This window comes from Mycobacterium paraintracellulare, from assembly GCF_000276825.1.
In the GTDB taxonomy this organism is placed as follows: Bacteria; Actinomycetota; Actinomycetes; order Mycobacteriales; family Mycobacteriaceae; genus Mycobacterium; species Mycobacterium intracellulare.
This window is the reverse complement of record NC_016948.1, coordinates 3,680,731-3,706,723: the sequence shown is the minus strand read 5'-3', so window position 1 is coordinate 3,706,723 and position 25,993 is coordinate 3,680,731. Positions and strand designations below refer to the sequence as shown.

29 protein-coding genes and 1 pseudogene are annotated in these 25,993 nt (G+C 70.1%); 22 read left to right on the top strand and 8 right to left on the bottom strand.

Annotated elements, in window-relative coordinates:
• Positions 1-23: 23 nt before the first annotated feature.
• The 4 genes from OCQ_RS16770 to OCQ_RS16755 are packed head-to-tail and all read left to right on the top strand — an operon-like array spanning position 24 to position 2,548.
• A complete protein-coding gene (locus OCQ_RS16770; RefSeq protein ID WP_014385321.1) occupies positions 24-767 on the top strand; it encodes a helix-turn-helix transcriptional regulator in 744 nt (247 codons plus the stop codon).
• Positions 764-1,189, top strand: a complete 426-nt coding sequence (locus OCQ_RS16765) for a hypothetical protein (protein WP_014382866.1) — start codon at positions 764-766, stop codon at positions 1,187-1,189. The genes OCQ_RS16770 and OCQ_RS16765 overlap by 4 nt, the downstream gene beginning before the upstream one ends.
• A 54-nt stretch (positions 1,190-1,243) precedes the next feature.
• Complete coding sequence (locus tag OCQ_RS16760) at positions 1,244-1,588, top strand: cupin domain-containing protein (protein WP_009952612.1); 345 nt, start codon at positions 1,244-1,246, stop codon at positions 1,586-1,588.
• A 6-nt stretch (positions 1,589-1,594) separates the two neighbouring features.
• A complete protein-coding gene (locus OCQ_RS16755; protein WP_014382865.1) occupies positions 1,595-2,548 on the top strand; it encodes an NAD(P)H-dependent flavin oxidoreductase in 954 nt (317 codons plus the stop codon).
• Positions 2,549-2,562: 14 nt separating this feature from the next.
• On the opposite strand, the gene OCQ_RS16750 is transcribed toward OCQ_RS16755, so the two are convergent.
• Positions 2,563-3,267: a helix-turn-helix transcriptional regulator gene (locus tag OCQ_RS16750; protein ID WP_014385320.1), complete on the bottom strand. Its 705-nt coding sequence runs from the start codon at positions 3,265-3,267 to the stop codon at positions 2,563-2,565.
• Positions 3,268-3,359: 92 nt separating this feature from the next.
• On the opposite strand from OCQ_RS16750, the gene OCQ_RS16745 reads away from it, so the two are divergent.
• Positions 3,360-3,815 carry an Rv2617c family stress response/phage resistance protein gene (locus tag OCQ_RS16745; protein ID WP_009953638.1) on the top strand — a complete coding sequence of 152 codons (456 nt, stop codon included), beginning with the start codon at positions 3,360-3,362 and terminating at the stop codon, positions 3,813-3,815.
• A 7-nt stretch (positions 3,816-3,822) separates the two neighbouring features.
• Here OCQ_RS16745 and OCQ_RS16740 read toward each other — a convergent pair whose 3' ends face one another.
• On the bottom strand, positions 3,823-4,323 hold the full coding sequence (locus OCQ_RS16740) for a DUF1990 family protein (RefSeq protein ID WP_009953636.1): 501 nt from the start codon (positions 4,321-4,323) through the stop codon (positions 3,823-3,825).
• A gap of 58 nt (positions 4,324-4,381) precedes the next feature.
• Here OCQ_RS16740 and OCQ_RS16735 point away from each other — a divergent pair, with 58 nt between their 5' ends.
• Together OCQ_RS16735 and OCQ_RS16730 are read left to right on the top strand one after the other, a co-directional pair.
• Entirely contained in the window at positions 4,382-5,266 is an 885-nt protein-coding gene (locus tag OCQ_RS16735; RefSeq protein WP_014382863.1) for an aldo/keto reductase, read from the top strand.
• Between the two features lie 11 nt (positions 5,267-5,277).
• Positions 5,278-5,931 (top strand): PaaI family thioesterase, encoded by a 654-nt coding sequence (locus OCQ_RS16730; protein WP_014385319.1) that lies wholly within the window; start codon positions 5,278-5,280, stop codon positions 5,929-5,931.
• A 72-nt stretch (positions 5,932-6,003) separates the two neighbouring features.
• Here OCQ_RS16730 and OCQ_RS16725 read toward each other — a convergent pair whose 3' ends face one another.
• Complete coding sequence (locus OCQ_RS16725; RefSeq protein ID WP_179960102.1) at positions 6,004-7,788, bottom strand: cation:proton antiporter; 1,785 nt, start codon at positions 7,786-7,788, stop codon at positions 6,004-6,006.
• Positions 7,789-7,886: 98 nt separating this feature from the next.
• On the opposite strand from OCQ_RS16725, the gene thrS reads away from it, so the two are divergent.
• The 11 genes and pseudogenes from thrS (at position 7,887) to OCQ_RS16670 (ending at position 19,051) form a co-directional block, all read left to right on the top strand.
• Positions 7,887-9,962, top strand: a complete 2,076-nt coding sequence (gene thrS / locus OCQ_RS16720) for a threonine--tRNA ligase (protein ID WP_009953630.1) — start codon at positions 7,887-7,889, stop codon at positions 9,960-9,962.
• Positions 9,955-10,530, top strand: coding sequence for an HIT family protein (locus OCQ_RS16715; RefSeq protein ID WP_008258334.1), 576 nt, complete (start codon positions 9,955-9,957; stop codon positions 10,528-10,530). The genes thrS and OCQ_RS16715 overlap by 8 nt, the downstream gene beginning before the upstream one ends.
• 13 nt (positions 10,531-10,543) lie before the next feature.
• Complete coding sequence (pgsA, locus tag OCQ_RS16710) at positions 10,544-11,185, top strand: phosphatidylinositol phosphate synthase (protein ID WP_041785098.1); 642 nt, start codon at positions 10,544-10,546, stop codon at positions 11,183-11,185.
• Positions 11,186-11,202: 17 nt separating this feature from the next.
• Complete coding sequence (locus tag OCQ_RS16705) at positions 11,203-12,153, top strand: phosphatidylinositol mannoside acyltransferase (RefSeq protein WP_041785097.1); 951 nt, start codon at positions 11,203-11,205, stop codon at positions 12,151-12,153.
• Positions 12,153-13,277, top strand: coding sequence for a glycosyltransferase family 4 protein (locus tag OCQ_RS16700; protein ID WP_014385315.1), 1,125 nt, complete (start codon positions 12,153-12,155; stop codon positions 13,275-13,277). Before OCQ_RS16705 ends, OCQ_RS16700 begins: the two co-directional genes overlap by 1 nt.
• A complete protein-coding gene (locus tag OCQ_RS16695) occupies positions 13,277-14,299 on the top strand; it encodes an NUDIX hydrolase (RefSeq protein ID WP_008258330.1) in 1,023 nt (340 codons plus the stop codon). The genes OCQ_RS16700 and OCQ_RS16695 overlap by 1 nt, the downstream gene beginning before the upstream one ends.
• A 48-nt stretch (positions 14,300-14,347) precedes the next feature.
• On the top strand, positions 14,348-15,280 hold the full coding sequence (pdxS, locus tag OCQ_RS16690; RefSeq protein WP_014385314.1) for a pyridoxal 5'-phosphate synthase lyase subunit PdxS: 933 nt from the start codon (positions 14,348-14,350) through the stop codon (positions 15,278-15,280).
• Positions 15,281-15,294: 14 nt separating this feature from the next.
• The gene (gene tesB, locus OCQ_RS16685; RefSeq protein ID WP_014380522.1) at positions 15,295-16,131 is read left to right on the top strand and encodes an acyl-CoA thioesterase II; all 837 of its coding nucleotides are present in this window, start codon (positions 15,295-15,297) and stop codon (positions 16,129-16,131) included.
• Complete coding sequence (gene pdxT, locus OCQ_RS16680) at positions 16,128-16,718, top strand: pyridoxal 5'-phosphate synthase glutaminase subunit PdxT (protein ID WP_009955058.1); 591 nt, start codon at positions 16,128-16,130, stop codon at positions 16,716-16,718. The genes tesB and pdxT overlap by 4 nt, the downstream gene beginning before the upstream one ends.
• 117 nt (positions 16,719-16,835) lie before the next feature.
• Positions 16,836-18,096: pseudogene (locus tag OCQ_RS16675) on the top strand (IS30 family transposase).
• 199 nt (positions 18,097-18,295) lie between these two features.
• On the top strand, positions 18,296-19,051 hold the full coding sequence (locus OCQ_RS16670) for a YebC/PmpR family DNA-binding transcriptional regulator (protein WP_009955059.1): 756 nt from the start codon (positions 18,296-18,298) through the stop codon (positions 19,049-19,051).
• A gap of 98 nt (positions 19,052-19,149) precedes the next feature.
• Here the strand turns inward: OCQ_RS16670 and OCQ_RS16665 are convergent, their stop codons facing one another.
• The 5 genes from OCQ_RS16665 to OCQ_RS16645 are packed head-to-tail and all read right to left on the bottom strand — an operon-like array spanning position 19,150 to position 22,779.
• Positions 19,150-20,727, bottom strand: a complete 1,578-nt coding sequence (locus tag OCQ_RS16665; protein WP_014385311.1) for a polyamine aminopropyltransferase — start codon at positions 20,725-20,727, stop codon at positions 19,150-19,152.
• Complete coding sequence (locus OCQ_RS16660; protein WP_014385310.1) at positions 20,724-21,179, bottom strand: DUF350 domain-containing protein; 456 nt, start codon at positions 21,177-21,179, stop codon at positions 20,724-20,726. Before OCQ_RS16660 ends, OCQ_RS16665 begins: the two co-directional genes overlap by 4 nt.
• A 25-nt stretch (positions 21,180-21,204) precedes the next feature.
• The gene (locus OCQ_RS16655; protein ID WP_009955062.1) at positions 21,205-21,636 is read right to left on the bottom strand and encodes a DUF4247 domain-containing protein; all 432 of its coding nucleotides are present in this window, start codon (positions 21,634-21,636) and stop codon (positions 21,205-21,207) included.
• Positions 21,633-22,148 carry a DUF2617 family protein gene (locus OCQ_RS16650; RefSeq protein ID WP_014712019.1) on the bottom strand — a complete coding sequence of 172 codons (516 nt, stop codon included), beginning with the start codon at positions 22,146-22,148 and terminating at the stop codon, positions 21,633-21,635. Before OCQ_RS16650 ends, OCQ_RS16655 begins: the two co-directional genes overlap by 4 nt.
• Positions 22,149-22,167: 19 nt before the next feature.
• On the bottom strand, positions 22,168-22,779 hold the full coding sequence (locus OCQ_RS16645) for a DUF4178 domain-containing protein (protein WP_014385308.1): 612 nt from the start codon (positions 22,777-22,779) through the stop codon (positions 22,168-22,170).
• Positions 22,780-22,972: 193 nt separating this feature from the next.
• Here OCQ_RS16645 and ruvC point away from each other — a divergent pair, with 193 nt between their 5' ends.
• From ruvC to OCQ_RS16625, 4 genes are all read left to right on the top strand, one after another.
• A complete protein-coding gene (gene ruvC / locus OCQ_RS16640) occupies positions 22,973-23,527 on the top strand; it encodes a crossover junction endodeoxyribonuclease RuvC (RefSeq protein ID WP_014385307.1) in 555 nt (184 codons plus the stop codon).
• Positions 23,524-24,123, top strand: a complete 600-nt coding sequence (gene ruvA, locus OCQ_RS16635) for a Holliday junction branch migration protein RuvA (protein ID WP_014385306.1) — start codon at positions 23,524-23,526, stop codon at positions 24,121-24,123. The genes ruvC and ruvA overlap by 4 nt, the downstream gene beginning before the upstream one ends.
• A complete protein-coding gene (gene ruvB / locus OCQ_RS16630) occupies positions 24,120-25,175 on the top strand; it encodes a Holliday junction branch migration DNA helicase RuvB (protein ID WP_009956162.1) in 1,056 nt (351 codons plus the stop codon). Before ruvA ends, ruvB begins: the two co-directional genes overlap by 4 nt.
• A 92-nt stretch (positions 25,176-25,267) precedes the next feature.
• Positions 25,268-25,954: a hypothetical protein gene (locus OCQ_RS16625; protein WP_036459436.1), complete on the top strand. Its 687-nt coding sequence runs from the start codon at positions 25,268-25,270 to the stop codon at positions 25,952-25,954.
• Positions 25,955-25,993: the final 39 nt, after the last annotated feature.

Genomic DNA, 25,993 nt, shown 5'->3' with positions numbered 1-25,993 from the left:
GGACGAGCAGCGTGAGGGACCCGGTGAAGACCCAGAGAACCCAGAAGACGCAGAAAGCCCAGAAGGCCCGGCAGTTGGAGAAACTCCCGGAGGTTCAGGGTTCGGTCGCGGGCGAATCGGCCGGTCGGCGCCGCGCGGTGATGCGGTTGCTGCGGGCTTCCCCGGAACCGATGAGCATCGCCGGGATCGCCGACGAGCTGGGCGTCCACCCCAACACCGTCCGCTTCCACCTCGACAGCCTGGTCACCGACGGGCAGGTGGAACACGTCGAGCTGGACCGCAAAGGCCCGGGCCGCCCACCGCTGATGTTCCGGGCGGTCCGGCAGATGGATCGCGGCGGGACGCGGCATTACCGGCTGCTCGCCGAGATCTTGACCATGGCCTTCGCCACCGAGCGCGACCCGGGGCCCAAGGCGCTGGCCGCGGGACGGGCGTGGGGGCGGAAGGTGGACGCCGAGCTGCATCCGCGGCCCGACGCCCCCGCCAACGCCGAGGAGGTCATCGCCCGTTTGATCGAGGTGCTCGACGAACTCGGCTTCGCGCCCGAGCGCCGGGTGGTCGACGGGGAGCAACAAGTCGGACTGCGGCACTGCCCATTCCTGGAGCTGGCCGAAAACCGGTCGAGCGTCGTGTGTCCGGTGCACCTCGGCCTCATGCAGGGAGCGGTGGAAACCTGGGGCGCACCGGTCTCGGTGGACCGGCTCGACTCGTTCGTGGAGCCGGACCTGTGTCTGGCTCACCTGACGCTGCAGGGGGCGGCCAAATGACGACCGGAACCGCGATCGCCGTCGCGCTCACCTTCGTCTGGCTCGGCATGGTGCTGGCCATCTCGTTTTTGGAAGCCCCGCTGAAGTTCCGGGCGCCCAACGTGACGTTGCAGATCGGGCTCGGCATCGGCCGGCTGGTCTTCCGCGCCCTCAACACCGTCGAGGTGGCCTTCGCGCTCGTCATCGGGGCGATCGTGATCGCGGGCCCCACCCCGGCGGGCGTCATCGCGGCGGTCGGCGTCGCCGTCGCCGCGTTGGCCGTGCAGCTGGTCGCCGTGCGGCCCGCGCTGACCCGCCGTACCGACCGGGTGCTGTCCGGATCGGACGGGCCGCGCTCCCGGGCCCACTACGGCTACGTCGCCCTCGAGGCGGTCAAGGTGGCCGGCCTGATCGCGGCGGGGATACTCCTACTGAGCGGTTAACTGCCCACCCTCAAGGCCGTCGGTGAAAGGCCTTGCAACTACGAAGGACTCACAATGGATTCCGTTTCGTTGACCGACCTCGCGTCCGAAAAGCTCGCCGAGGCCAAACAGTCCCACAGCGGACGGGCCGCGCACACGATCCACGGCGGACACAGCCACGAGCTTCGGCAGACCGTGCTGGCCCTGCTGGCCGACCACGACCTCTCCGAACACGACAGCCCCGGCGAGGCCACCCTGCAGGTGCTGCGCGGCCGCGTGCGCCTGACCACCGGCGGCGACGCCTGGGAGGGTAAGGCCGGCGAATACCTTGCGATCCCGCCCGAACGCCATGCCCTGCACGCGATCGAGGATTCGGTGGTCCTGCTGACCGTGCTGAAGACCATCCCCTCGGCGCACTAGCCGCCGATGCTCTCGACGCCCTGGGCAACGAGTTTCGGTCTGCGGGCGCCCATCGTCAACGCTCCGATGGGCGGGGTCGCCGGCGGCCGCCTGGCCGCCGCGGTCACGGCGGCCGGTGGTCTGGGCATGGTCGGCATGGGCAGCGTCGCGACCCGGGAGCTGCTGGCCGAGCAGCTGCGGGGCGTCGACGGCCAGTTCGGCATCGGCCTGGTCGATTGGGTGATGCGCAACGAGGCCGGGCTGCTCGAGGATGCGCTGGCCGCACGGCCCGCCCTGTTGTCGGTCAGCTTCGGAACCGACTGGTCCTGGGTCGCCAAGGCGCATGACGCCGGAATCCCCACCGTCACACAGGTTTACGACAGCGACGGGGCGCGCAGGGCCGTCGACGCCGGCGTCGACATCCTGGTCGCCCGCGGGTCGGAGGGCGGCGGGCACGGCGAGGTCAAGCTGGGGCTGCTGCCGCTGCTGGACGCCGTCCTGGACGCGGTCACGGTGCCGGTGCTGGCCGCGGGCGGTGTCGCCTCGGCGCGCAGCCTGGCCGCCGTGCTGGCCGCCGGCGCCAGCGGCGCGTGGGTGGGGACCCGCCTGTCGGCCTGTCCGGAGGCGCTGACCGGCGACGCCGGCCGCCGGGCCCTGGTGGCCGCCACCGAAACCGACACCGCGGTCACCCGGGTCTTCGACGTCGCCAAGGGGCTGCCCTGGCCGGCGCGATTCCCGTCGCGGGTGCTGGCCAACGAGTTCGTCGAGCACTGGACCGGTCACGAAGAGGCGCTGGACCCGGCCGCCTGCGAGGAGCTGGCCACAGCGATCGCCGCCGGGGACTGCCGGATCGCGCCCGTCGACGCCGGTCAGGGCGTCGGGATGATCCGCGACGACGCGTCGGTGCGCGAGGTCATCGACGAGATGTGCACGGGCGCGGCACGGTTGCTGTCCGGCTGGGGGACATCAGAGCGGGCATAGGGCTCGCTCGCGGCCTACGCGCGGCCGGGCGCCAGCACGACGCAGCACCGGTCGGGCCCCGGGCAGAGCCGGGCGTTCGGGCCGTGTGGCGCCAGCGCATCGGCCACGCCGCTGATCAGCGCGTGGTTCATGGTGCAGGCCAGCTCCGTCTGCTCCTGCGCCAGGGCGTGGAACGGGCAGTTGGCGAGCTCGACCTCGCCGTCGCCGTAGCGGGGCTCGTAGCCGTGCCGGCTCAGCAGCTCCACCGCGCGCCGAAGCGCACCCGCGGCGTCGGCGGGCGCTCGCGCGCCGGCCCGCGCCCCGATGGCGCGACCGTAGTCGTGGGCCACCCGGTTCAGGACGCTGGTGACCGGTTCGCCGGTGCCCGCCGACCGGGCGATCGCCGTAGCCATCAAGCGGCCCGCCAGCTCGTACTCCCGCTGCGGAAGGCTGACCGCGATGTCGCGGCCCGCCCGGCGATACAGCTTGGCGGTACGCCCGGCGCCGGGGCCCGAGCGCCCGGTCACGCGCGCGAAACCGGTTTCCAGCAGGCCCTCGGCGGTGAGCCGGTCCAGGTGGAACTTGGCCTGGTGGTGGGGGATCCCGACGGCGTCGGCCGCCTGGTCGCGGGTCACGGGCGCGGGCTGGTCGCACACGAACTGATACAGGCGGTGGCGCACCGGATCGGCGAGCGCCCCGATGCCGGCGGCGTCGCGCTGCAGGTGCTTCCGGTCGTCCATTCCCGCGCCATTTCTAACAGACAAAATGCTTGACGCTACAGTCTACACGTTCTACCGTTCGATTTATTATCCGTTAGAAATGGAGGCACCCGATGAGCACCAATCAAGTCAGCGCGACGCCCACCCTCGCCGAGCAGCTACGGGACCCGGCCTATTCGGCCTACCTCGCGCTTCGCACCGTGTTCACGATCGCGCCGATCGTGTTCGGGTTGGACAAGTTCTTCAACCTGCTGACCCACCCGCATCACTGGAGCATGTATCTGGCCGGCTGGATCGACGACCTGGTGCCCGGAACGGCCGATCAGTGCATGTACCTCGTCGGGATCATCGAGATCGTGGCCGGGGTGGTGGTGGCGGTGGCCCCACGGCTGGGCGCCTGGGTCGTCGCGGCCTGGCTCGCCGGGATCATCATCGACCTGGTCACCGGGCCCGGGTTCTACGACGTCGCGCTGCGCGACTTCGGGTTGTTCGTGGGCGCCATCGCGCTGGCCCGGTTGGCGCAGGGCGTGCACAGCGGCAGCATCGGGCGCGGCATCGCGGCCCGGTAGCCGCGCGTCAGACGGCCCTGAGGTAACGCTTGGCGATGAGCCGCTGCGCTACCCGCACCACCGGGCCGCCGGCCTTGCTCCACCAGGTCGCCGGACGGGAGAACGCCGACACCTCCGCGTGGACCGCGGAGGTGATCGGGTCGTAGCGCACCACGAAACGTTCCTCGCCGGATTCCGGGTGGCCCGGCAGGGTGCCGTAACCGAAGCCGCGAATGTCGGGTTCGTCGACGACGTACACGACGCGGCAGGGCGCCGGCAGAAAACCCATCCGCACCACCACCACCGCGTCGACGACGGCGATCTCCGAGCTGGCCTGCACGCGCAGCCCCGAGCCACGCTGCATGCCCCAGCGCAGCACGGCGTCGGCGGCCTGCTCGAAACGCTGCCGGCCCGTGCCGATTTGGCGCTCGGCGTGTTGATGGTCGTATCCCGCGGGCAGGTCACCGGCCGCCGTCGCACCCACTTCCCGATAGGTCAGCGGAAGTTCCTCGAGCGCTCGTAGGTCCACGCGTTCAGCTTGCCACGCCACGGTGCGCGGCGGTGTTTTGCGAGTACGGTCTGAAGATGTGACCGCACAAAACTCGAAAACCGTTGCCGGGGCGTCGGGAACGTTCACCCTCGGCGGAGATCTGACCATCAACCGACTCGGCTTCGGGGCGATGCGCCTTACCGCGAAGGGCGTGTGGGGCCCGCCCGACGACCGCGACGAATGCGTCCGGGTGCTGCGCCGCGCCGTCGAGCTCGGGGTGAATTTCATCGACACCGCCGACTCCTACGGCCCGTACTTCTCCGAGGAGATCATCCACGAGGCGCTGCATCCCTACGACGGCCTGGTGATCGCGACCAAGGCGGGCCTGCTGCGCACCGGGCCGGACATCTGGATCCCGTTGGGCAACCCCAGTTATCTGCGGCAGGAATGCGAGCTGAGCCTGCGCCGGCTGGGCGTGGACACCATCGACCTGTTCCAGCTGCACCGCATCGACAAGAACTTCCCGCTCGAGGACCAGGTCGGCGAGCTGCTGACCCTGAAGAACGAGGGCAAGATCCGCCACATCGGCCTGTCCGAGATCAACGTCGACCAGCTCGGCGCGGCGCAAAAGATCACCGAGATCGTGTCGGTGCAGAACATGTACAACCTGTCGGCCCGTGACGCCGAGCCGCTGCTGGACGCGGTGACCGAACAGGGCATCGGTTTCATCCCCTGGTTCCCGCTGGCCGCCGGACCGCTGGCCGCCCCTGACGGACCGCTGCAGCGCATCGCCGCCGAGCACGACGCGACGCCGTCACAGCTGGCGCTGGCGTGGTTGCTGAAGCGGTCACCGGTGATGCTGCCGATTCCGGGGACGTCGAAGGTGGCGCACCTGGAGGAGAACGTCGCCGCGGCCCAGATCACGCTGTCGGACGACGAGTTCGAGACCCTGTCGGCCGCCGGGGCCCGGCAGACCGGGTAGCCACCACGCGAATGCGCGCGCCCGTCGGGCAATACGGTGTGGTGGTGGCCGAACATCAGCGACACCCCGGCGGGGGATTCAACCCGCCCGAACCCACCACCAAGGGCGGGCCCGACTACGGCAGGTTCATCGACGCCGTGCGCGCGTTGCAGGATCACGCCCGCGCCGCCGACGCCCCCGACGAGGTGATCACCGAGGCGGCCGACCTGCTGGAGAAGGTGTCGGCGTTGCTGGCGCCGTACGACGCCGACGAGTGGGCCTCCCCGTCGGGCCGCCGGATGGACCTGCCGATGCGCGGCAACATCCTGACGATCCCCATGGCGGCCCGCAAAGGCGCAGACGGCCGCGTCCATGGCGAGGCCCGCTTCGCCCGGTTCCATCTCGGCCGTAACGGCGCCGTGCACGGCGGCGCGCTGGGGATGCTGTTCGATTCCATTCTGGGGCTGAGCGCCGCGGTGCTCACCGGCAACCCGCGGCAGCGCACCGCCTACCTCAAGATCGACTACCGCCACATCGTGCCGGTGGAGAAGGAACTACAGTTCGACGCCGGCGTCGACCGGGTGGACGGGCGCAAGATCTTCGTCTCGGGCCGGTTGACCGACGGCGATCGCCTGCTCACCGAAGCCGACGCGCTGTTCGTGCGGCTCAAACCCGGCCAGCCCTGAGAGTCGTTCGCCCGCAAGGGGTTTCATGGAGCGTCGTCGCAACAGGGTAGGCCGCACCAAATAGGTTGAAAATCAAGTTCTTTGCGTGCGCCGGCGGGCCCGGCGCGTCCGCATCGGCAGCGTGCTCTCTTCGTGGTCGAGTTCGCGTTCAATCGCGCGCAGGCTCTGGTCGGGCAGCATGCCCGCGTCCCGCCAGCGCACCAGCTCGTCGCGCTGGGCGTCGATGGCGATGCGGCGGATGGCGACCGCGGCCTCGTAGCGGGGAGCGGCGGGCGCCTCGGCGGCGTCCGACAACAGGTCGAGCCGGTGCTGATACCGCTCGAGCCGTGCCGACAACTGTTGGCGCACACCGTCGATCACCCGAGGGTCCACGTCCACGTCGTCCTGTTGGTCCAGCGAGTCGAGCCTGTCCAGCGCGGCCTGCACGGCGGCGGCGCGAGCCCGGTTGCGCAGCCGCAGTTCGTCGGTGGCATCCGCGCGCAGGCCCAGGGCGCGCACCAGCGGACCGAACGTGATGCCCTGTCCGATCAGCGTCACCAGCACGACGACCAGGGTGCAGAACAGCAGCAGGTCCCGGTCGGGAAACGGCGCGCTGCTGTCGGTCACGAACGGAACCGTGAAAATCGCCGCGAGGCTGACCACCCCGCGGGTGCCGGCCCAGCTCAGCACCAAGACTTCACGGCCGCTGAGGCGCTCGGAGGTGCGGTTGGGCCGGCGCCCGGTGTCGGGCTCGGCGGGTCCGTCGGGTCCGTCGGGTTCGTTTGCGTCGTTTGCGTCGTTGGCGTCGTTGGCGTCGTTGGCGTCGTCGGCGTCGTCGGCGTCGGCGGACCCCGAGACGTTGCCGAGCCGGGTGCGCAGCGGCCGGGGAAGCGACTGGGTGAGCAGCAACCACAGCGGCCGCACCACGAGAACCACGGCGACGGTGACGGAGACCGCCACGACGATCGTCGACAGGTCGTAGCCGCCCAGGTCGTCGAGGATGGCCGGCAGCTGATGGCCGATCAGCAAGAACACCAGGCCCTCGAGCAGGAAGTTGACCAGCCGCCAGACGGCCCGTGTCTGCAATCGGCTCGCCCCCGATTCGAGCCGGGGCGAGTCGTGGCCGACGATCAACCCGCACACCACGACCGCCAGGACACCGGAGGCGGACAGCTCCTCGGCCACCAGATAGGTCACGAACGGGGTGGCGAGCGAGATCGCGTTGGCCGTCAGCACGTCGTGTCTCCACCGGCGCAGCAGCCGCCGGAAGTAGGCGAACACCATTCCCACCGCCAGGCCGCCCAGGGCCGCCAGCGCGAACTCCCGGATCGCCGACGGCACCGAGAACGCGGCGCCGCGCGCCACCGTGATGGCCACCGACAGCGTGGTCAGGGCGGTCGCGTCGTTGAGCAGGCCCTCGCCCTCGATCAGGGTGACGATGTTGAGCGGGAGGCCTTCCTTGCGGGCCACGGCCAGCGCGGCCACCGGGTCGGTCGGCGCGACCGCGGCGCCCAGCACCATGCCCACCGCGAGCGTCGCACCGCTGACGAGCAGCCCGAACGCGATGCCGACCGACGCCGCGGTCAACAGGACGAGGACCACCGACAGGCTGATGACCGTGCGCAGATTGCGGCGGATGCCGACCAGCGACGACTCCAGCGCCGCGTTGAAGAGCAGCGGCGGCAGGATGCAGGTCATCACGACGTCGGGCTCGAGGCTGATGTTCGGCCCCGGCACCAGCGCATAGCCGATGCCGACGAGAACCAGCAGCGGCGCGCTGGGCAGCCCGGTGCGCTCGCTGATCCAGTTGACCAGCACGATGACCGCGACGGCGCCGAGCAGCAGCGTCAAACCCGTCTGCGCCCCCATCGGGTCCATCTTGCCGGACTTGTGGGCGACTGCTCGACGGCCCTGCTCGGCGCCGAACCGCCCCGATAGCATGGTCGTCGACCCATCGAGCCTTGGAGACCGCCACAATGACCGTCCCCGCACACGCCGCCTCGGGAGCCGACGGCAGCGACCCGCAAGCCCCGATCCGGGTGCCTGCCGGGACCACCGCGGCCGCCGCGGTGCGGGATGCGGGGCTGCCGGGCCGCGGGGCGCCCGACGGCGTCGTGGTGGTGCGCGACGCGGAGGGCAAGCTGCGCGACCTCAGTTGGGCGCCCGCCGCCGACGCCGAGGTGATTCCGGTGGCGGCCAACACCGACGACGGCCGCAGCGTGATCCGGCACTCGGCCGCGCACGTGTTGGCCCAGGCCGTCCAGGAGCTGTTCCCGCAAGCCAAGCTGGGCATCGGCCCGCCCATCACCGACGGCTTCTACTACGACTTCGACGTACCGGAGCCGTTCACGCCCGAGGATCTGGCGGCGCTGGAAAAGCGGATGCGCCAGATCGTCAAAGAGGGCCAGCTGTTCGAGCGCCGGGTCTACGAGTCCAAGGACCAGGCGCGCGCCGAGCTGGCGGGGGAGCCCTACAAGCTCGAACTCGTCGACGACAAGTCCGGTGATCCTTCGGTGATGGAGGTCGGGGGCGACGAGCTCACGGCCTACGACAACCTCAATCCCCGTACGCGCGAACGGGTCTGGGGCGACCTGTGCCGGGGACCGCACATCCCGACCACCAGGCACATCCCCGCGTTCAAGCTGACCCGCAGCTCGGCGGCCTACTGGCGCGGCGACCAGAACAACGCCAGCCTGCAACGGATCTACGGCACGGCCTGGGAGTCGCAGGAAGCCCTGGAGCGCCACCTGACGCTGATCGAGGAGGCCCAGCGCCGCGATCACCGCAAGCTGGGCACCGAGCTCGACCTGTTCAGCTTTCCCGACGAAATCGGTTCCGGCTTGGCCGTTTTCCATCCCAAGGGCGGCATCGTGCGCCGGGAGCTGGAAGAGTACTCGCGGCGCAAGCACATCGCGGCCGGCTACGAGTTCGTCAACACCCCGCACATCACCAAGGCGGACCTGTTCCACACGTCTGGCCATCTGGACTGGTACGCCGAAGGCATGTACCCGCCGATGCATCTCGATGCCGAATACGACGACGACGGGACCGTGCGGAAGCCGGGGCAGGACTATTACCTCAAGCCGATGAACTGTCCGATGCACACGCTGATCTTCCGGTCGCGCGGGCGCTCGTATCGCGAACTTCCGTTGCGGCTCTTCGAATTCGGCACCGTTTACCGCTACGAGAAGTCCGGCGTGGTGCATGGGTTGACCCGGGCGCGCGGTTTCACCATGGACGACGCGCACATCTTCTGCGCCCGCGAGCAGCTGCACGCCGAGCTGGCGTCGCTGCTACGGTTCATCCTCGAGCTCCTGGGCGACTACGGGCTGGAGGACTTTTATCTGGAACTGTCCACCAAGGACCCGGAGAAGTTCGTGGGCTCCGATGCCATGTGGGAGGAATCCACCAAAGCCCTGGCCGATGTGGCCGCCGAATCCGGCCTGCAGCTGGTGCCGGATCCGGGCGGCGCGGCGTTCTACGGGCCCAAGATCTCCGTGCAGGCCCGCGACGCCCTGGGCCGCAGTTGGCAGATGTCGACCATCCAGGTGGACTTCAACTTCCCGGAGCGGTTCGAGCTGGAGTACACCGCCGCCGACGGGAGCCGGCAGCGGCCGGTGATGATCCACCGCGCGCTGTTCGGGTCCATCGAGCGATTCTTCGGGATCCTGACCGAGCACTACGCCGGCGCCTTCCCGGCGTGGCTGGCGCCGGTGCAGGTGGTCGGCATCCCGGTGGCCGACGACCACGTAGACTATCTGAACGACGTTGCGGCGCAACTGCGTTCGCACGGGGTTCGGGTCGAGGTCGACGCCAGCGACGACCGGATGGCCAAGAAGATCGTCAACCACACCAACCAGCGGGTGCCGTTCATGTTGCTCGCCGGCGACCGTGACGTTGCGGCGGGCGCGGTCAGTTTCCGCTTCGGTGACCGCACCCAGATCAACGGCGTGCCCCGCGACGGCGCCGTCGACGCCATCGTGAAGTGGATCGCCGATCGCGAGAATGCCGCTCCCACCGCCGAACTCGTGAAGGTGGCGGCCGGTGAGTGAGCGCGAACGCGCCGAGCCGCGCACCGACGACACCATCCTCGACCGGGGCGTCGGCGAGGAAGATCATCTGCAGCGGTTGTGGACGCCGTACCGGATGACCTATCTGGCCGAGGCGCCGATGAAGCGCGACAACGGCAAAACCGAGCAGCCGTTCACCGACATCCCGCAGCTGACCGACGAAGACGGCCTAGTCGTCGCGCGCGGTGAACTCGTCTACGCCGTGCTCAACCTCTACCCGTACAACCCCGGGCACCTGATGGTGGTGCCCTACCGGCGCGTCTCGGAGCTGGAGGACCTCACCGATCCGGAGAGCGCGGAGCTGATGTCCTTCATCCAGAAGGCGATTCGCGTCATCAAGAACGTGTCGCGGCCGCATGGTTTCAACGTCGGCCTCAACCTGGGGACCTCGGCCGGCGGGTCGCTGGCCGAGCACCTGCACGTGCACGTCGTCCCGCGCTGGGGCGGCGACGCCAACTTCATCACCATCATCGGCGGGTCGAAGGTGATCCCGCAGTTGCTGCGCGAAACCCGCCAGTTGCTGGCGACGGAGTGGACGAAGCAGCGATGAGCGCAACGCGATCATGAGTAAGGTGCCGTTCCTGTCCCGGGCGGCGTTCGCGCGGCTGACCACTCCGACCGCGAAAGCGTGCCTGCGGTTGGGTTTGACCCCCGACGTCGTCACGATCCTGGGCACCGTCGTGGCCGTGGCGGGGGCGCTGATCTTCTTCCCGATGGGCAAGCTGTTCATCGGCACGCTGGTGGTCTGGTTCTTCGTCCTCTTCGACATGCTCGACGGGGCGATGGCGCGCGAACAAGGCGGCGGCACCCGGTTCGGCGCGGTGCTGGACGCCACCTGTGACCGCGTCAGCGACGGTGCGGTGTTCTGCGGGCTGCTGTGGTGGATCGCCTTCGGACTGCACGACAAGCCGCTGGCGGTGGCCACCCTGATCTGCCTGGTCACCTCGCAGGTGATCTCCTACATCAAGGCCCGGGCCGAGGCCAGCGGCCTGCGCGGCGACGGCGGCATCATCGAACGGCCCGAGCGGCTGATCATCGTGCTGGTCGGCGCCGGCATCTCGGACTTTCCGTTCGTCGCGTGGCCGCCCGCGTTGCCGGTGGCGATGTGGCTGTTGGCGGCCGCCAGCGTGGTGACCTGCGCGCAGCGGTTGCGCACGGTGCGCACCTCGCCGGGCGCGACCGACCGCGGATCGGTCGCGCCGTGATTCCCACCCCGCCGGGCATGAACGCGCTCACGGCACCGAGCCGCCTGGCGAGCCGCGTCGCCGGCCGGTTGAGCGGCATCGGGGCCGACTGGGCGTACGCGTCCGGCTGGTTGGCCGTGCGGGCGATGCCGGAGTTCGCCGCGCGCAACGCATTTGGCGCCGCGGCGCGCTACGCGGCCCGCGGCGGCGGCCCAGATCAGTTGCGCAAGAACCTGGCCCGCGTCTTGCGGGTGCCGCCCTCAGACGTTCCGGATTCACTGATGCGGGCGTCCGTGGCCTCCTACGCCCGTTATTGGCGCGAGGCGTTCCGCCTGCCGGGCATGGACCTCGCCGCGGTCGGCCGCCAGCTGCACGACTCTGTTCAGGGCCGCGACCATATCGAAGCGGCACTGTCCGGCGGCCGCGGCGCAGTGATCGCGTTGCCGCACAGCGGCAATTGGGACATGGCAGGGGTGTGGCTGGCGCAGACACACGGCACCTTCACCACCGTCGCGGAGCGACTCAAACCCGAGTCGCTCTACCGGCGGTTCATCGCCTACCGCGAAGGCCTCGGCTTCGAGGTGCTGCCCTTGTCCGGCGGCGAGCGGCCACCCTTCGACGTGTTGTGCGACCGGCTGCGGGACAACCGGGTGGTGTGCCTGATGGCCGAGCGCGACCTCACCCGCACTGGCGTGCAGGTCGACTTCTTCGGCGAACCCACCCGGATGCCGGCCGGGCCGGCGAAGCTCGCGATCGCGACGGGGGCGGCCCTGCTAGCGGCCCACTGCTGGTTCGAGGGCCAGGGCTGGGGCGTCGCCATCCACCCGGCGCTGGACTGCACCGGCGGCGACGTCGGCGCGATCACCCAGCTGTTGGCCGATCACTTCGAGAAGAACATTGCCGCCCGCCCCGAGGATTGGCACATGATGCAGCCGCAATGGCTGGCCGACCTCTCCGAGAACAAGCAGGCCCGGCTAAGGGACGCCTGATGCGCATCGGGATGATCTGTCCCTACTCGTTCGACGTTCCGGGCGGGGTGCAGTCGCACGTCCTGCAGCTTGCCGAGGTGATGCGGGCCCGCGGGCACGACGTCAGCGTGCTCGCGCCGGCCTCGCCGCACGCCGTGCTGCCCGACTACGTCGTCTCGGCCGGCAAGGCCGTCCCGATTCCCTACAACGGGTCGGTGGCCCGGCTGCGGTTCGGCCCGGCCACCCACCGCAAGGTGAAAAAGTGGCTCGCCGAAGGCGATTTCGACGTGTTGCACCTGCACGAGCCCAACGCGCCGAGCCTGTCCATGCTGGCCCTCAACATCGCCGAGGGCCCGATCGTGGCGACGTTTCACACGTCGACCACCAAATCGCTGACGCTGACGGTCTTTCAGGGCATCCTGCGCCCGATGCACGAGAAGATCGTCGGCCGGATCGCGGTGTCCGACTTGGCGCGGCGCTGGCAGATGGAGGCGCTGGGAACCGACGCGGTGGAGATCCCCAACGGCGTCGACGTCGGCTCGTTCGCCACCGCGCCGCTGCTGGACGGTTACCCGCGGCCCGGCAAGACGGTGCTGTTCCTCGGGCGCTACGACGAGCCGCGCAAGGGCGTGGGGGTGTTGCTCGACGCGCTGCCGCGGCTGGTTGAGCGGTTCGCCGACGTGCAGCTGCTCATCGTCGGACGCGGTGACGAAGACGAATTACGCGCGCAGGCAGGCGAATTCGTGAACAACATTCGCTTCCTCGGCCAGGTCGACGATGCCGGCAAGGCGTCGGCCATGCGCAGCGCCGACGTCTACTGCGCACCCAACCTCGGCGGGGAAAGCTTCGGCATCGTCTTGGTCGAGGCCATGGCCGCCGGGACTCCGGTGGTGGCCAGCGACCTCGACGCCTTCCGGCGCGTGCTGGCCGGCGGCGACGTGGGCCGCCTGGTGCCCGTCGGCGACGGCGCCGCGCTCGCCGATGCCTTGATCGCGGTGCTGGAGGATGATGTGCTGGCCGAACGCTATGTGGCGGCCGGCGCGGCCGCCGTCCGGCGCTACGACTGGTCGGTGGTGGCCAGCCAGATCCTGAGGGTTTACGAGACGGTCGCCGCGACAGGCGCCAAGGTTGAGGTGGCCGGTTGATGACATGGCTGATCGTCGCCATCGCGGTGTTGGTCGCGGTGCTGGGCGTCTTCGGCGCCTGGGCGTACCGGACGGCCAACCGGCTGGACCGGTTGCACGTCCGCTACGACCTGTCGTGGCAGGCGCTCGACGGCGCGCTGGCGCGCCGCGCGGTGGTGGCGCGCGCCGTGGCAATCGACGCCTACGGCGGCGCATCCGAGGGCCGGCGGTTGGCGGCGCTGGCCGACGCCGCCGAGGGCGCGCCCCGGCCCGCGCGGGAGACGTGCGAAAACGAGCTGTCGGCCGCGCTGGCCGCCGTCAACCCGGCGTCCCTGCCGGCCGGGTTGATCGCCGAGCTGGCCGACGCCGAGGCCCGGGTGCTGCTGGCCCGCCGCTTCCACAACGACGCGGTGCGCGACACGCTGGCGCTGGCCGAGCGGCCCCTGGTGCGGCTGTTCCACCTGGGCGGGACCGCCGGGCTGCCCAGCTATTTCGAGATCGTGGAGCGGCCGCACGCGTTGGCCCACGGCGATCACGGCGTGCTCAACCACCGCACCTCGGCCCGCGTCGTGCTGCTCGACGAGAGCGGGGCGGTGCTGCTGCTGCGCGGGTCGGATCCGGCGCTGGGCGAGCCCGCCCCGAAGTGGTGGTTCACCGTGGGAGGCGAAGTGCAGCAGGGGGAGCGGCTGGCCGAGGCGGCCGCGCGAGAGCTCGCCGAAGAAACCGGCCTGCGGGTCGCGCCCGCCGACATGGTCGGGCCCGTGTGGCGGCGCGACCAGGTCTTCGAGTTCAACGGCTCGCTGATCGACAGCGAGGAGTTCTACTTCGTCTACCGCACCCGCCGGTTCGAGCCGTCGCGCACGGGCCGCACCGAACTGGAACGCAGCTACATCCACGGCCACCGCTGGTGTGATGCTGCCGACATCGCCCAGCTCGTCGCCGCGGGGGAGACGGTGTACCCCATGCAACTATCCGGACTGCTCACCGACGCGGCCGCGCTCGCCGGCGGCCGCGCCCCCGGCCCGCTGCTGTCGATCCGCTGACTCCGTCGGTCAACGCGGGCCAAAGCGCCTCATTAGACTGGGTCGACAATGGTTGAAGGAGATCAAGCAGTGACTAGCGCCCACCCACCGGACGGCAACGGGCGAACCGGAACCGCACGCGTCAAGCGCGGCATGGCCGAGATGCTCAAGGGCGGCGTCATCATGGACGTCGTCACCCCCGAGCAGGCCAAGATCGCCGAGGGCGCCGGCGCCGTCGCCGTGATGGCGCTGGAGCGAGTGCCCGCCGACATCCGCGCCCAGGGCGGGGTGTCGCGGATGAGCGACCCGGACATGATCGAGGGCATCATCTCGGCGGTGACCATCCCGGTCATGGCCAAGGCGCGCATCGGGCACTTCGTCGAGGCGCAGATCCTGCAGAGCCTCGGGGTGGATTACGTAGACGAGTCGGAGGTGCTCACCCCCGCCGACTACACCCACCACATCGACAAGTGGAAGTTCACCGTGCCGTTCGTGTGCGGCGCCACCAACCTCGGCGAGGCTTTGCGACGGATCAACGAGGGCGCGGCCATGATCCGCTCCAAGGGCGAGGCCGGCACCGGGGACGTCTCCAACGCGACCACGCACATGCGGGCGATCGGCGGCGAGATCCGCCGCCTGACGTCGCTGTCCGAAGACGAATTGTACGTTGCCGCAAAGGAATTGCAGGCGCCCTACGAACTCGTCGTCGAGGTGGCCCGGGCGGGCAAGCTGCCGGTCACCATGTTCACGGCCGGCGGCATCGCCACCCCCGCCGACGCGGCGATGATGATGCAGCTCGGCGCCGAGGGCGTCTTCGTGGGCTCGGGCATCTTCAAGTCCGGCGACCCCGCCCAGCGCGCGGCGGCCATCGTCAAGGCCACCACCTTCTACGACGATCCCGACGTGCTGGCCAAGGTCTCGCGTGGGCTGGGGGAGGCGATGGTCGGCATCAACGTCGAGCAGATCGCGCAGCCCCATCGGCTGGCCGAACGCGGCTGGTAAGCCGAGGGCTATTGGTGGCGATCGAAGAGATCCTTGATCTCGAGCAGCTCGAGGTCAACATCTACCGGGGCAGCATCTTCAGCCCGGAATCGGGATTCCTGCAGCGCACCTTCGGCGGTCATGTCGCCGGGCAGTCGCTGGTGTCGGCGGTGCGCACCGTCGACCCGCGCTACCAGGTCCACTCGTTGCACGGCTACTTTTTGCGGCCCGGGGACGCCAAGGAGCGCACGGTGTTCATCGTGGAGCGCACCCGCGACGGCGGCTCGTTCGCGACCCGGCGCGTCAACGCCATTCAGCACGGCGAGATCATCTTCAGCATGGGCGCGTCCTTCCAGACCGACCAGGAAGGCATCCACCACCAGGACCCCATGCCGCCCGCGCCGCCGCCGGACGGCCTGCCGGGGCTGGACTCGGTCAAGGTGTTCGACGACGCCGGGTTCAAGCAGTTCGCGGAGTGGGACGTGTGCATCGTGCCGCGCGAGCGCCTGCAGCTCACGCCGGGAAAGGCCGCCCAGCAGCAGGTCTGGTTCCGCCACCGTGACCCGCTGCCCGACGACCCGGTGCTGCACATCTGTGCGCTGGCCTACATGAGCGACCTGACGCTGCTGGGGTCGGCGCAGGTCACCCACCTCGATGTGCGCGAGCACCTGCAGGTGGCGTCGCTGGACCACGCGATGTGGTTCATGCGGGCGTTCCGGGCCGACGAGTGGCTGCTCTACGACCAGTCCTCCCCGTCGGCCAACGGCGGCCGCGCGCTGTGCCAGGGCAAGATCTTCACCCAATCCGGCGAGATGGTCGCGGCGGTCATGCAGGAGGGGCTGACCCGCTTCAAGCGGGGATATCACCAGTGAGCGCCCCCCGGATCGGGGTCCTCGCGCTGCAGGGCGATACCCGCGAGCACCTGGCGGCCCTGCGCGAAGCCGGGGCCGAGTCGATGCCTGTGCGCCGGCGCGGTGAGCTGGAGGCGGTCGACGGGCTGGTCATCCCCGGTGGGGAATCGACGACCATGAGCCACCTGCTGGGAGACCTCGGCCTGCTTGAGCCGTTGCGCGGGCTGCTGGCCGACGGGCTGCCCGCCTACGGCGCGTGCGCCGGGATGATCCTGCTGGCCAGCGAGATTCTCGACGCCGGGGCGGGCGGGAGGGAGGCGCTGCCCCTGCGCGCGATCGATATGACCGTGCGGCGCAACGCCTTTGGACGACAGGTTGACTCGTTCGAAGGGGACATCGACTTCGCGGGCCTCGACGATCCGGTGCGGGCGGTGTTCATCCGCGCGCCGTGGGTCGAGCGGGTCGGTGACGGCGTGGAGGTGCTGGCCAGCGCCGCCGGTCACGTCGTCGCGGTGCGCCAGGGCCGCAAGCTGGCGACGGCGTTTCACCCCGAGGTGACCGGCGATCGGCGGATCCACCACATGTTCGTCGACATGGTGACCGGCTGACGGCCGAGGCTGTCAGGGCGTTCGGTGTGCAGTCCGGGTTTTCAGTGTGCGTCCAGGGCGGCGCTCCCCGGCTTGGGCTCAAGGGGTGATTGCAACACTTCGTAGTTAGGGGTGTTGATGACGGGTCAGCCTCAGTTGTTGTCGGTGCAGCGCCGGTATTGGGAGTTGATCGCGTCCGGGGTGTCCTCGGAGGATGCCGGGGTTGCGGTCGGCGTGTCGGCAACGTGCGGCGGCAAGTGGTTTCGCAGGTTTGGTGGTGTGAATCCGCGATGGTTAGCCCCTCAGGGGCAGAAACGGCCGCGGTTGTCGGCTGATGAGCGTGAACAGATCATGATCGGCACCGCTCAGGGCGAATCGATTCGCTCGATGGCAGCCCGGTTGGGCCGGGCCCCGTCGACAGTCATGCGCGAGATCGCCAACAACGGCGTGATGCGGGGGTAGTGTGGGCCGTTATCGTTCTCGTTACCGCTTCGGAGCCCGCCGAGCGGGCGTGGATGCGAAATCGGGCTATTCGGCGCGGATTGCTCAGCTTCGCAGCGAGCAGCGAGCGCGCCGGCCCAAGATCGGCAAGCTGGGTCGCTGCCCTGCGTTGCGTGATCAGGTGCAAGCGTGGTTGGTCAAGAAGTACAGCCCGGAGCAGATTGCCGGGATGTTGGCCACGACGTATTCCGACCGCCCGGAGATGCAGGTGTCCCACGAAACCATCTACAAGGCGCTCTACGTGCAAGGACGCGGGGAGCTACGCCGCGAGCTGACTAAGTGTTTGCGGACCGGGCGGGCATTGCGCAAGCCACGGGCCAGAGTCGGCGCCCGTAGCGGCTGCGGCCGAATTCCGGGCATGGTCAACATCAGTGAGCGGCCCGCTGAGGCCGCTGACCGCGCGGTGCCCGGGCACTGGGAGGGTGACTTAATCCTGGGCAAAAATCAGCACTCTCAGATCGGCACCCTGGTCGAACGTTCCACCGGGTTCGTGCAACTGCTGCACCTGCCCGCCCGTCGCGACCCTGAGACGGTGGCTGATGCGATGATCGCCACCATCAAAACCCTGCCCCAGGCATTGCGGCGCTCGCTGACCTGGGACCAAGGCCACGAAATGTTGCGCCATGCCCGCATCAGTATCGATGCCGGTATCGACATCTACTTTTGCGATCCACACTCACCCTGGCAGCGCGGCAGCAACGAAAACACCAATGGCCTATTGCGCCAATACTTTCCGAAAGGCACCGACTTATCCGTGCACTCGGCCGACTACCTCGCCGAAGTCGCCGCTGAACTCAACGAACGCCCACGCAAACGCTTCGGCTGGGACAGCCCCGCCCAAGTCCTCAACCGGCTACTGTCAAACCCGCCACAAACCACTGTTGCAACCAAACCTTGAAACCACCGGGCGGGTCGCCGCCGCCAGCGCACACTCAACGCCGTCACCGCACAGCCAAAGCCCTCAGGCGCATGCTCTCGCCGGAAGTCGCGACTGCGGGAACCCTGCGACCGGAGTGAAGCGCCCGGTAGTCGGCCGCAGACGTCCACGTAGACTCGACTGGCGAACTTTCCAGACATAGAAGAGGTAAGAGACACCGATGAGCGGCCATTCCAAGTGGGCCACCACCAAGCACCAAAAGGCCGTCAAAGACGCGCGCCGCGGCAAGGAATTCGCCCGGCTGATCAAGAACATCGAGGTCGCCGCCCGCACCGGCGGCGGTGACCCCGCCGGCAACCCGACGCTGTATGACGCCATCCAGAAGGCGAAGAAGACCTCGGTGCCCAACGACAACATCGAGCGGGCCCGCAAGCGCGGCGCGGGCGAGGAAGCCGGTGGCGCCGACTACCAGACGATCATGTACGAGGGCTACGGGCCCAACGGCGTCGCGGTCCTGATCGAATGCCTGACCGACAACCGCAACCGGGCGGCGGGCGAGGTCCGGGTGGCCGTCACCCGCAACGGCGGCAACATGGCCGACCCCGGGTCGGTGTCCTACCTGTTCACCCGCAAGGGCGTCGTCACGCTGGAGAAGAACGGCCTGACCGAGGACGACGTGCTGACGGCGGTGCTCGACGCCGGCGCCGAGGATGTCAACGACCTCGGCGAGAGCTTCGAGATCATCTCCGAGCCGACCGACCTGGTCGCGGTGCGCACCGCGCTGCAGGACGCCGGCATCGACTACGAGTCCGCCGAGGCGAGCTTCCAGCCGTCGGTCAGCGTGCCGGTCGACGTCGAGGGCGCGCGCAAGGTGTTCAAGCTGGTCGACGCGCTGGAGGACAGCGACGACGTGCAGAACGTGTGGACCAACGTGGACCTGTCCGACGAGGTGCTCGCCGCCCTCGAGCAGGAGTAATTCGCCTGCTTCGCCTCGCCGAGCGTGCACTCAGGGCGAGATTTCGGCCGATTTTTCGCCCTCACTGCACGCTCGGCGCAAGGGATTACGCAAGGGATCTAGTCGTACCCGTGCCGCATGTCCTCGACGATGCGCGGATTGTCCAGGGTCGACGGCTCCACGGGCCGCGGCGCGACGTCGCCGGAGAACACGCACGCGGCCTGAAGCACCTGCTGGTTGAGGAAACGCAGCGGGGGAGCGTCGGGCGGCACCGTCGGCGTGGGTGCGGTATCGGCGCGCTGCGCCAGGGCGAATCCCCAATCGCCGAACGTCGGCACGTGCACGTGATACGGCGTGACCGCATAGCCCGCCGCCCGGATCGTCGACACCGTGCGCCAGTAGGCCGTCGGCGTGGAAAAGGGGCTGCCCGCTTGCACCGCCATCAGCCCGCCGGGCGCCAGCGCCCGCGCGGCCAGCGCGTAGAACTCGGCCGAATACAGCCGGCCCAGCACGGGTGTGTCGGGATCGGGAAGGTCGACGATGATCGCGTCGAACCGGTCGAGGTCGGGTCCGCGCAACCAGTTCATCGCGTCCTGCGTCACCACGGCCACCCGCGGGTTGTCCAACGAACCGCCGTTGGCGCCACGCAGCGTGGTGCGTGCGATGTCGATCACCGCAGGGTCGAGCTCGACCTGCACGATCTTGGAAACGCCTGGCAGGCGCAGCAACTCGCGGGCCACCAGGCCGTCGCCCCCGCCGAGCACCAGCACCGAACGCGCGCCCTTGCCGACGGCGGGGTACACCAGGCTTTCGGTGTAGCGGTATTCGTCCCGGGTGGAGAATTGCAGCCCGCCGTCGAGGTACAGGCGGGTGTCGTTGCCGCGGCGGGTCACCACGATCTCCTGGTAGGGCGTGTGCCGGTAGGCGACGATCGGGTCGGCGTAAAGCCGTTGCCGGCTTGTGGTTTCGACGTCGGCCGAACGCAGCAGCAGGGTGGCGAGCAGCCCCAGCGCGGCGGCCAGCGCGCACAGCGCCAGCAGGAGCTGGCGCGTCGAAACCACGTGGCGCAGCAGGAAAAGCGCGACGACGGCCGCCGCCGCCAGGTTGATCATGCCGGTGGCCGCCGCGCCGCGGATCATCCCCAGCTGCGGCAGCAGCAGGAACGGCCAGACCAGCCCGCCCAGCAGCGCGCCGAGGTAGTCGGCCGCGTTGAGGTTGGCGAGCGTGCGCCCGGCGTCGGCGGCACCGGTCACCCGCCCGCTCTGCAGCAGCGTCATCAACAGCGGCACCTCGGCACCGACCAGGCCGCCGATCAGGGCCGTGCTCACCGCCAGCACCCACGTCGACCCGACGGAGCCGTCCAGGAACGCGAACACCATGTACAGCGCCGCCGCGGACAGCCCGCCGATGACGCCGAGCAGCGCCTCCACGGCGATGAAGGTAATTGCCGCGTGCGCCAGCAGGGGTTTGACCAGCAGCGCGCCCACGCCCAGCGCGGCGATGTAGCCCGCCACGATCAGCGAGGTGGCGACGATGCCGCCGCCGTCGAGGCTGGCCGACAGCGTCAGCAGCGCGAGTTCGTAGATGATGCCGCAGGCCGCGCACGCCGCCACGGCGGCCAACAGGAGTGCCCGCCACCGCCCCGACGCTGCCGCGGACGGCGCCGCCGGGGCCGTGGCCACGTCGACGGAGCTCATGACACCGCCGCGGCGGTCACCCCTCCCACGGCGAGCAGTATCAGCGCCACCGCGAACGAGCCGGGATGCAGCACCTGCTCGTCGATGTGCTCGTGGAAACTCCCCGGGATCAGCAGATGCATTGTGAGCAGCGCTATCCCGAGCAAAATCACCCCCATCAATCCGTACACCGCCACGCCGAGGAGCCCCTGGCCAAGCTGGCTGTAGCTGTTGGCGATCGCGGTGATGATGACGACGGTCAGCGCGATGTACATCGCGCCCGCGACGATCACGGCGTTGGGGCGGCGGTCGATGAACACCAGGTGGCGCAGCTTTCCCGGGGTCAGCACGTCGACCACGTAGAACCCGACGAGCAGGACGCCCATGCCGACGACGAAGTACAGGATCGTCGCGACCGCGCCCTTCAGGACGGGATTGATGTCGACGGTTCCGATCTCGACGGCGAGGTACATGGTTGTCTCCTTTGCGGTGGTGCCATCACTTGGTTCCGCCCGGGCCGCCGGGGCTGCCTCCGGAACCGCCCGACGGGGAGCCGGGGGTGAATCCGGGACCGAGGAAGATGAACGCGCCGTGGCTGTAGCCGGCGCTCAGCGACTCGACGCGGATGCTGCACGGGTAGGTCCCGTCGGGCCCGACGATCACGATGTTGTTGGCGTACCGCAGGTATTCGGTGTTGCCGTTGTCGGCGCGCGCCTCGGGGTGCGCGTACGCGGCGAGCGTGTCGGCCGCCTGCCGTGGCGACCCGCTGCACTGGTAGCGCCTGCCGTTCACGTCGTGGGCGTACTCGTGATAGTGGCCCGCCACGTACGACGCGATGTTCTTCTGCAACAGGATGATTCCGGTGATCAGGCACACCACCGCGCCGGCCGCCAGCAGGCCGGAGATCACGAACAGGCGGGTCCGGCTCACGGTTGCCACCGGCTCGCCGTGTGAACAACGGTCCCGCCGGAGCCCGCGGGACGCCCCGGGTACAGATGCCATGTCCGCCAACGCCATCCGGCGCCGTCGGGCTCGGCGGCCAGCACGGTCAGCGCGGCGTCGTCGCCCGGGAACGTGCCGCCGAGCCAGCCCGCCTGGCGGGCGCAGCGGCCGCGCAGGTCGTGCGCGAGGCGGCGGAAGTCCGCCTCGTCGCGGGCGTCGGTGCGCGATTGCAGGCGATAGCCGGGCGCGTCGGTGCGCTCGGGCAGGTCGGCCCCGAGATTGCGTGCCGTGCAAGAGATTTCCTCGGAGAACCGGCCCGCGGCGTGCTCGACCGCGACGACGTGCGACGCGCCGAGCACCCCGAGCAGCAGCGCCCCGGCGCCGCAGGGATGGTCCAGCCGGCAGGTGGCCAGCGGCGCGGGGACCGGCGCGTTGAGCGCGAGCCCCAGCCGCTGCCCGGATACGTCCGCCGGGGTCACGGCGAGCTGATGAAGGGGCACCGGCCTGACCTCGCGCGCGCTAGGCGGGGCTGGGCGGGGGCGCCGCGTACACGGTGAGTTCGCCGGGCGACACGGCCTTGCCCGTCGACACCTCCCAGGGCATGTCCGGGGCCCAGCGCTCGAAGGAGAGCAGGACCGTCTCGTCCTCGTTGGTGCAGTCGACGAATTCCATCTCGCCGCCGGCCGGCAGCCCGGTGGTGCCTTCGGTCGTGTACGAGGCGCGGCCGCGTTCGGTCTCGTGAAACATCGCGCCGTCGACGACGTACGGGTCGCCGGGCCGCAGCGGGACGTCCTTGCGGGTGATCCACATCGCCAGTTCCAGTCGTCCGTCGTCCTCCTCGACGCTGAACCAGATCGGCTGGTCGCCGCCCTCGAGCAGGTGTTCGCACCAGACGAACGGTCCCTCGCGGAAGGTGACCGACCCGCGCACGATGTAGTCGGTGCCGCCGTAGCTGACGATGGCGCCGGGGCCCAGTTGGCGCGGCCCGAACTGCGGCATCGCGTCCGACGCGAGCGGATCCGGCCGCCCGGCGCGCTCGGCCGGCCGCTTGGGACGGCGCAAAGCGATGACGAGCACCACGATGGACGCGATGAACAGCACGATGGCGAGCACGACCAGCAGAGATCCCACGCGCACCCTCCGTTGCCACGATGCTTGAGCGAACGTGGGCTAAAGCTAACAGCTTTTTCGCGGCACCGGCGCGGTAACCTCGCGGCCCGGGAATCGGCCCAGAATCGGTGGCGCCGCCGCGTGTCGCAGCCGCGGCGCGTCGGTGCCGGCCGCTAGGGTATCGAACAGCTGTTCTACTAGGTGGGAGCGGGTAATGCGGGTGATGGGCGTCGACCCCGGCCTGACCCGGTGCGGGCTGTCGGTCGTCGAGAGCGGGCGCGGGCGCACCGTGGTCGCGCTCGACGTCGACGTGGTGCGCACGCCGTCGGACGCGCCGCTCGCCGAGCGGCTGCTGACGATCAGTGACGCCGTCGAGCATTGGTTGGCCACGCATGAGCCCGACGTCGTGGCGGTCGAGCGGGTCTTCTCCCAGCTGAACGTGTCGACGGTGATGGGCACGGCCCAGGCCGGTGGGGTGGTCGCGCTGGCGGCCGCCAAGCGCGGCATCGACGTGCACTTCCACACCCCGAGCGAGGTCAAGGCCGCGGTCACCGGCAACGGCGCGGCCGACAAGGCCCAGGTCACCGCGATGGTCACCAGAATCCTTGCGCTGCAGGCCAAACCGACACCGGCGGACGCCGCCGACGCGCTCGCGCTGGCGATCTGCCATTGCTGGCGGGCGCCGATGATCGCCCGGATGGCCGCCGCCGAGGCGCTGGCCGCCCAGCAGCGGCAGAAATACAAGGCCAAGCTCAAGGCCGCCCGATGATCGCCGCGGTGCGCGGCGAGGTGCTCGAGGTGGCGCTCGACCATGCGGTGATCGAGGCCGCCGGCGTCGGCTACCGGGTGAACGCGACGCCGTCGACGCTGTCCACGCTGCGGACCGGGACCGAGGCGCGGCTGATCACCGCGATGATCGTCCGCGAGGATTCGATGACGCTGTACGGTTTCACCGACACCGACACCCGCGACCTGTTTTTGACCCTGCTGTCGGTGTCGGGGGTCGGGCCCCGGCTGGCGATGGCGACCCTGGCCGTGCACGACGCCGGCGCGCTGCGCCAGGCGCTGCACGACGGCGACGTCGCCGCGCTGACCCGGGTCCCCGGGATCGGCAAACGCAGCGCCGAACGGATGGTTTTAGAGCTGCGGGACAAGGTGGGCGCCGCCGGTGCGGGCGCGGCCCCCGCGGGCGCCGCGCTCAACGGCCACGCGGTCCGCGGGCCGGTGGTCGAGGCCCTGGTGGGCCTCGGGTTCGCCGTCAAGCAGGCCGAGGAAGCCACCGACAAGGTGCTGGCCGCCGAGCAGGACGCGACCACCTCCGGTGCGCTGCGCGCCGCCCTGTCGCTGCTGGGCAAGTCCCGATGACCCCCGCTGAGGAAGACTGGTCGGACCGCGACGTCTCCGGCGCGCTGGCGCCCGGCGAGGGCGACATCGACGTCAGCCTGCGGCCGCGCTCGCTGCGGGAGTTCATCGGCCAGCCGCGGGTGCGCGAACAGCTGCAGCTCGTCATCGAGGGCGCCAAAAACCGCGGCGGCACACCGGATCACATCCTGCTGTCCGGGCCGCCGGGGCTGGGCAAGACGTCGCTGGCCATGATCATCGCGGCCGAGCTCGGCTCCTCGCTGCGGCTGACGTCCGGCCCCGCGCTGGAACGCGCCGGCGACCTGGCGGCCATGCTGTCCAACCTGGTCGAGCACGACGTGTTGTTCATCGACGAGATCCACCGCATCGCGCGGCCCGCCGAGGAAATGCTCTACCTGGCCATGGAGGACTTCCGGGTCGACGTGGTCGTCGGCAAGGGGCCGGGCGCGACGTCGATCCCGCTGGAGGTGGCGCCGTTCACCCTGGTCGGCGCCACCACCCGGTCCGGCGCGCTGACCGGCCCGCTGCGCGATCGCTTCGGCTTCACCGCGCACATGGATTTCTACGAGCCCGCCGAGCTGGAGCGGGTGCTGGCCCGCTCCGCCGGGATCCTGGGCATCGAACTCGGCGGCGACGCGGCCGAGGAGATCGCCCGCCGCTCGCGGGGCACGCCGCGGATCGCCAACCGGCTATTGCGCCGGGTGCGGGACTTCGCCGAGGTGCGCGCCGACGGTGTGATCACCCGCGACGTCGCCAAGTCCGCGCTGGCGGTCTACGACGTCGACGAACTGGGACTGGACCGGCTGGACCGGGCCGTGCTCTCGGCGCTGACCCGCAGCTTCGGGGGCGGCCCGGTCGGGGTGTCGACGCTGGCGGTGGCGGTCGGCGAGGAGGCGACCACCGTCGAGGAGGTGTGCGAGCCGTTCCTGGTGCGCGCCGGCATGGTCGCCCGGACCCCGCGCGGCCGGGTGGCCACCGCCCAGGCGTGGACGCACCTGGGCATGGCGCCGCCGGCCGGGGCGGCCGGTCTCGGGCAGCCCGGCCTGTTCGAGTAGCTAGCAAACGATCGCGCGGGCCCCATCCGGTTACTTCGCGGCGCCGTGGGTAACCAACCTCACAACAATCACGCCTCGTGAAGGAGATTGAGATGAGGAACAGGCGCCACGACTACGAACGCCCTCGCGCGCTGTACATGCCGCGTACCCGCGGCGCGCTGACCGGGCTACTCCTGATTCTGTTGGGAGCTTGGGGTGCGCTGGTTCCGTTCTTCGGGCCCAACATCGACTGGGCCTACGCCACCGACCCGGCCTGGACCTGGACCGCGGCCAAAGGCTGGCTCGAGGTGCTTCCCGGGGTCGCCGCGGCGGTGGGTGGCCTGCTGGTGCTGCTCTCCGGCAACCGCGCGAACGCCGTGTTCGGCGGCTGGCTGGCGGTGCTGGGCGGCGCCTGGTTCGTCGTCGGCCGCGCGTTCGCGCCGACGCTGGGCATCGGGGACGTCGGCCAACCGGCGGCCGCGGCGGACCTGAAACGGGCCCTGCTCGAGGTCACCTACTTCACCGGCCTCGGCGCCCTGATCGTGTTCCTGGGTGGGGCGGCCGTGGCACGCCTGGCCGTTCGGCACGCGCGCGACGTCGTGGTGACCCAACCGGCGCCCGCGGCGGGCGATGCCGCCGTGCCGGCGGCCCAACCGGCCATGTACGACGAGACGGGCGGCATGGCGCCCGCACGGACGGACGCGGTGCCGGCCGACGCGGCACCCCGTGAGCGCGGCGGGCATGGCCTGTTCCACCGCCGCCCCGGCGGCCTGTTCCACCGCCACCACGCCGGCGTCTAGGACGGTAGCCGGCAACACGAACGGCACCGGCAGCCCTTG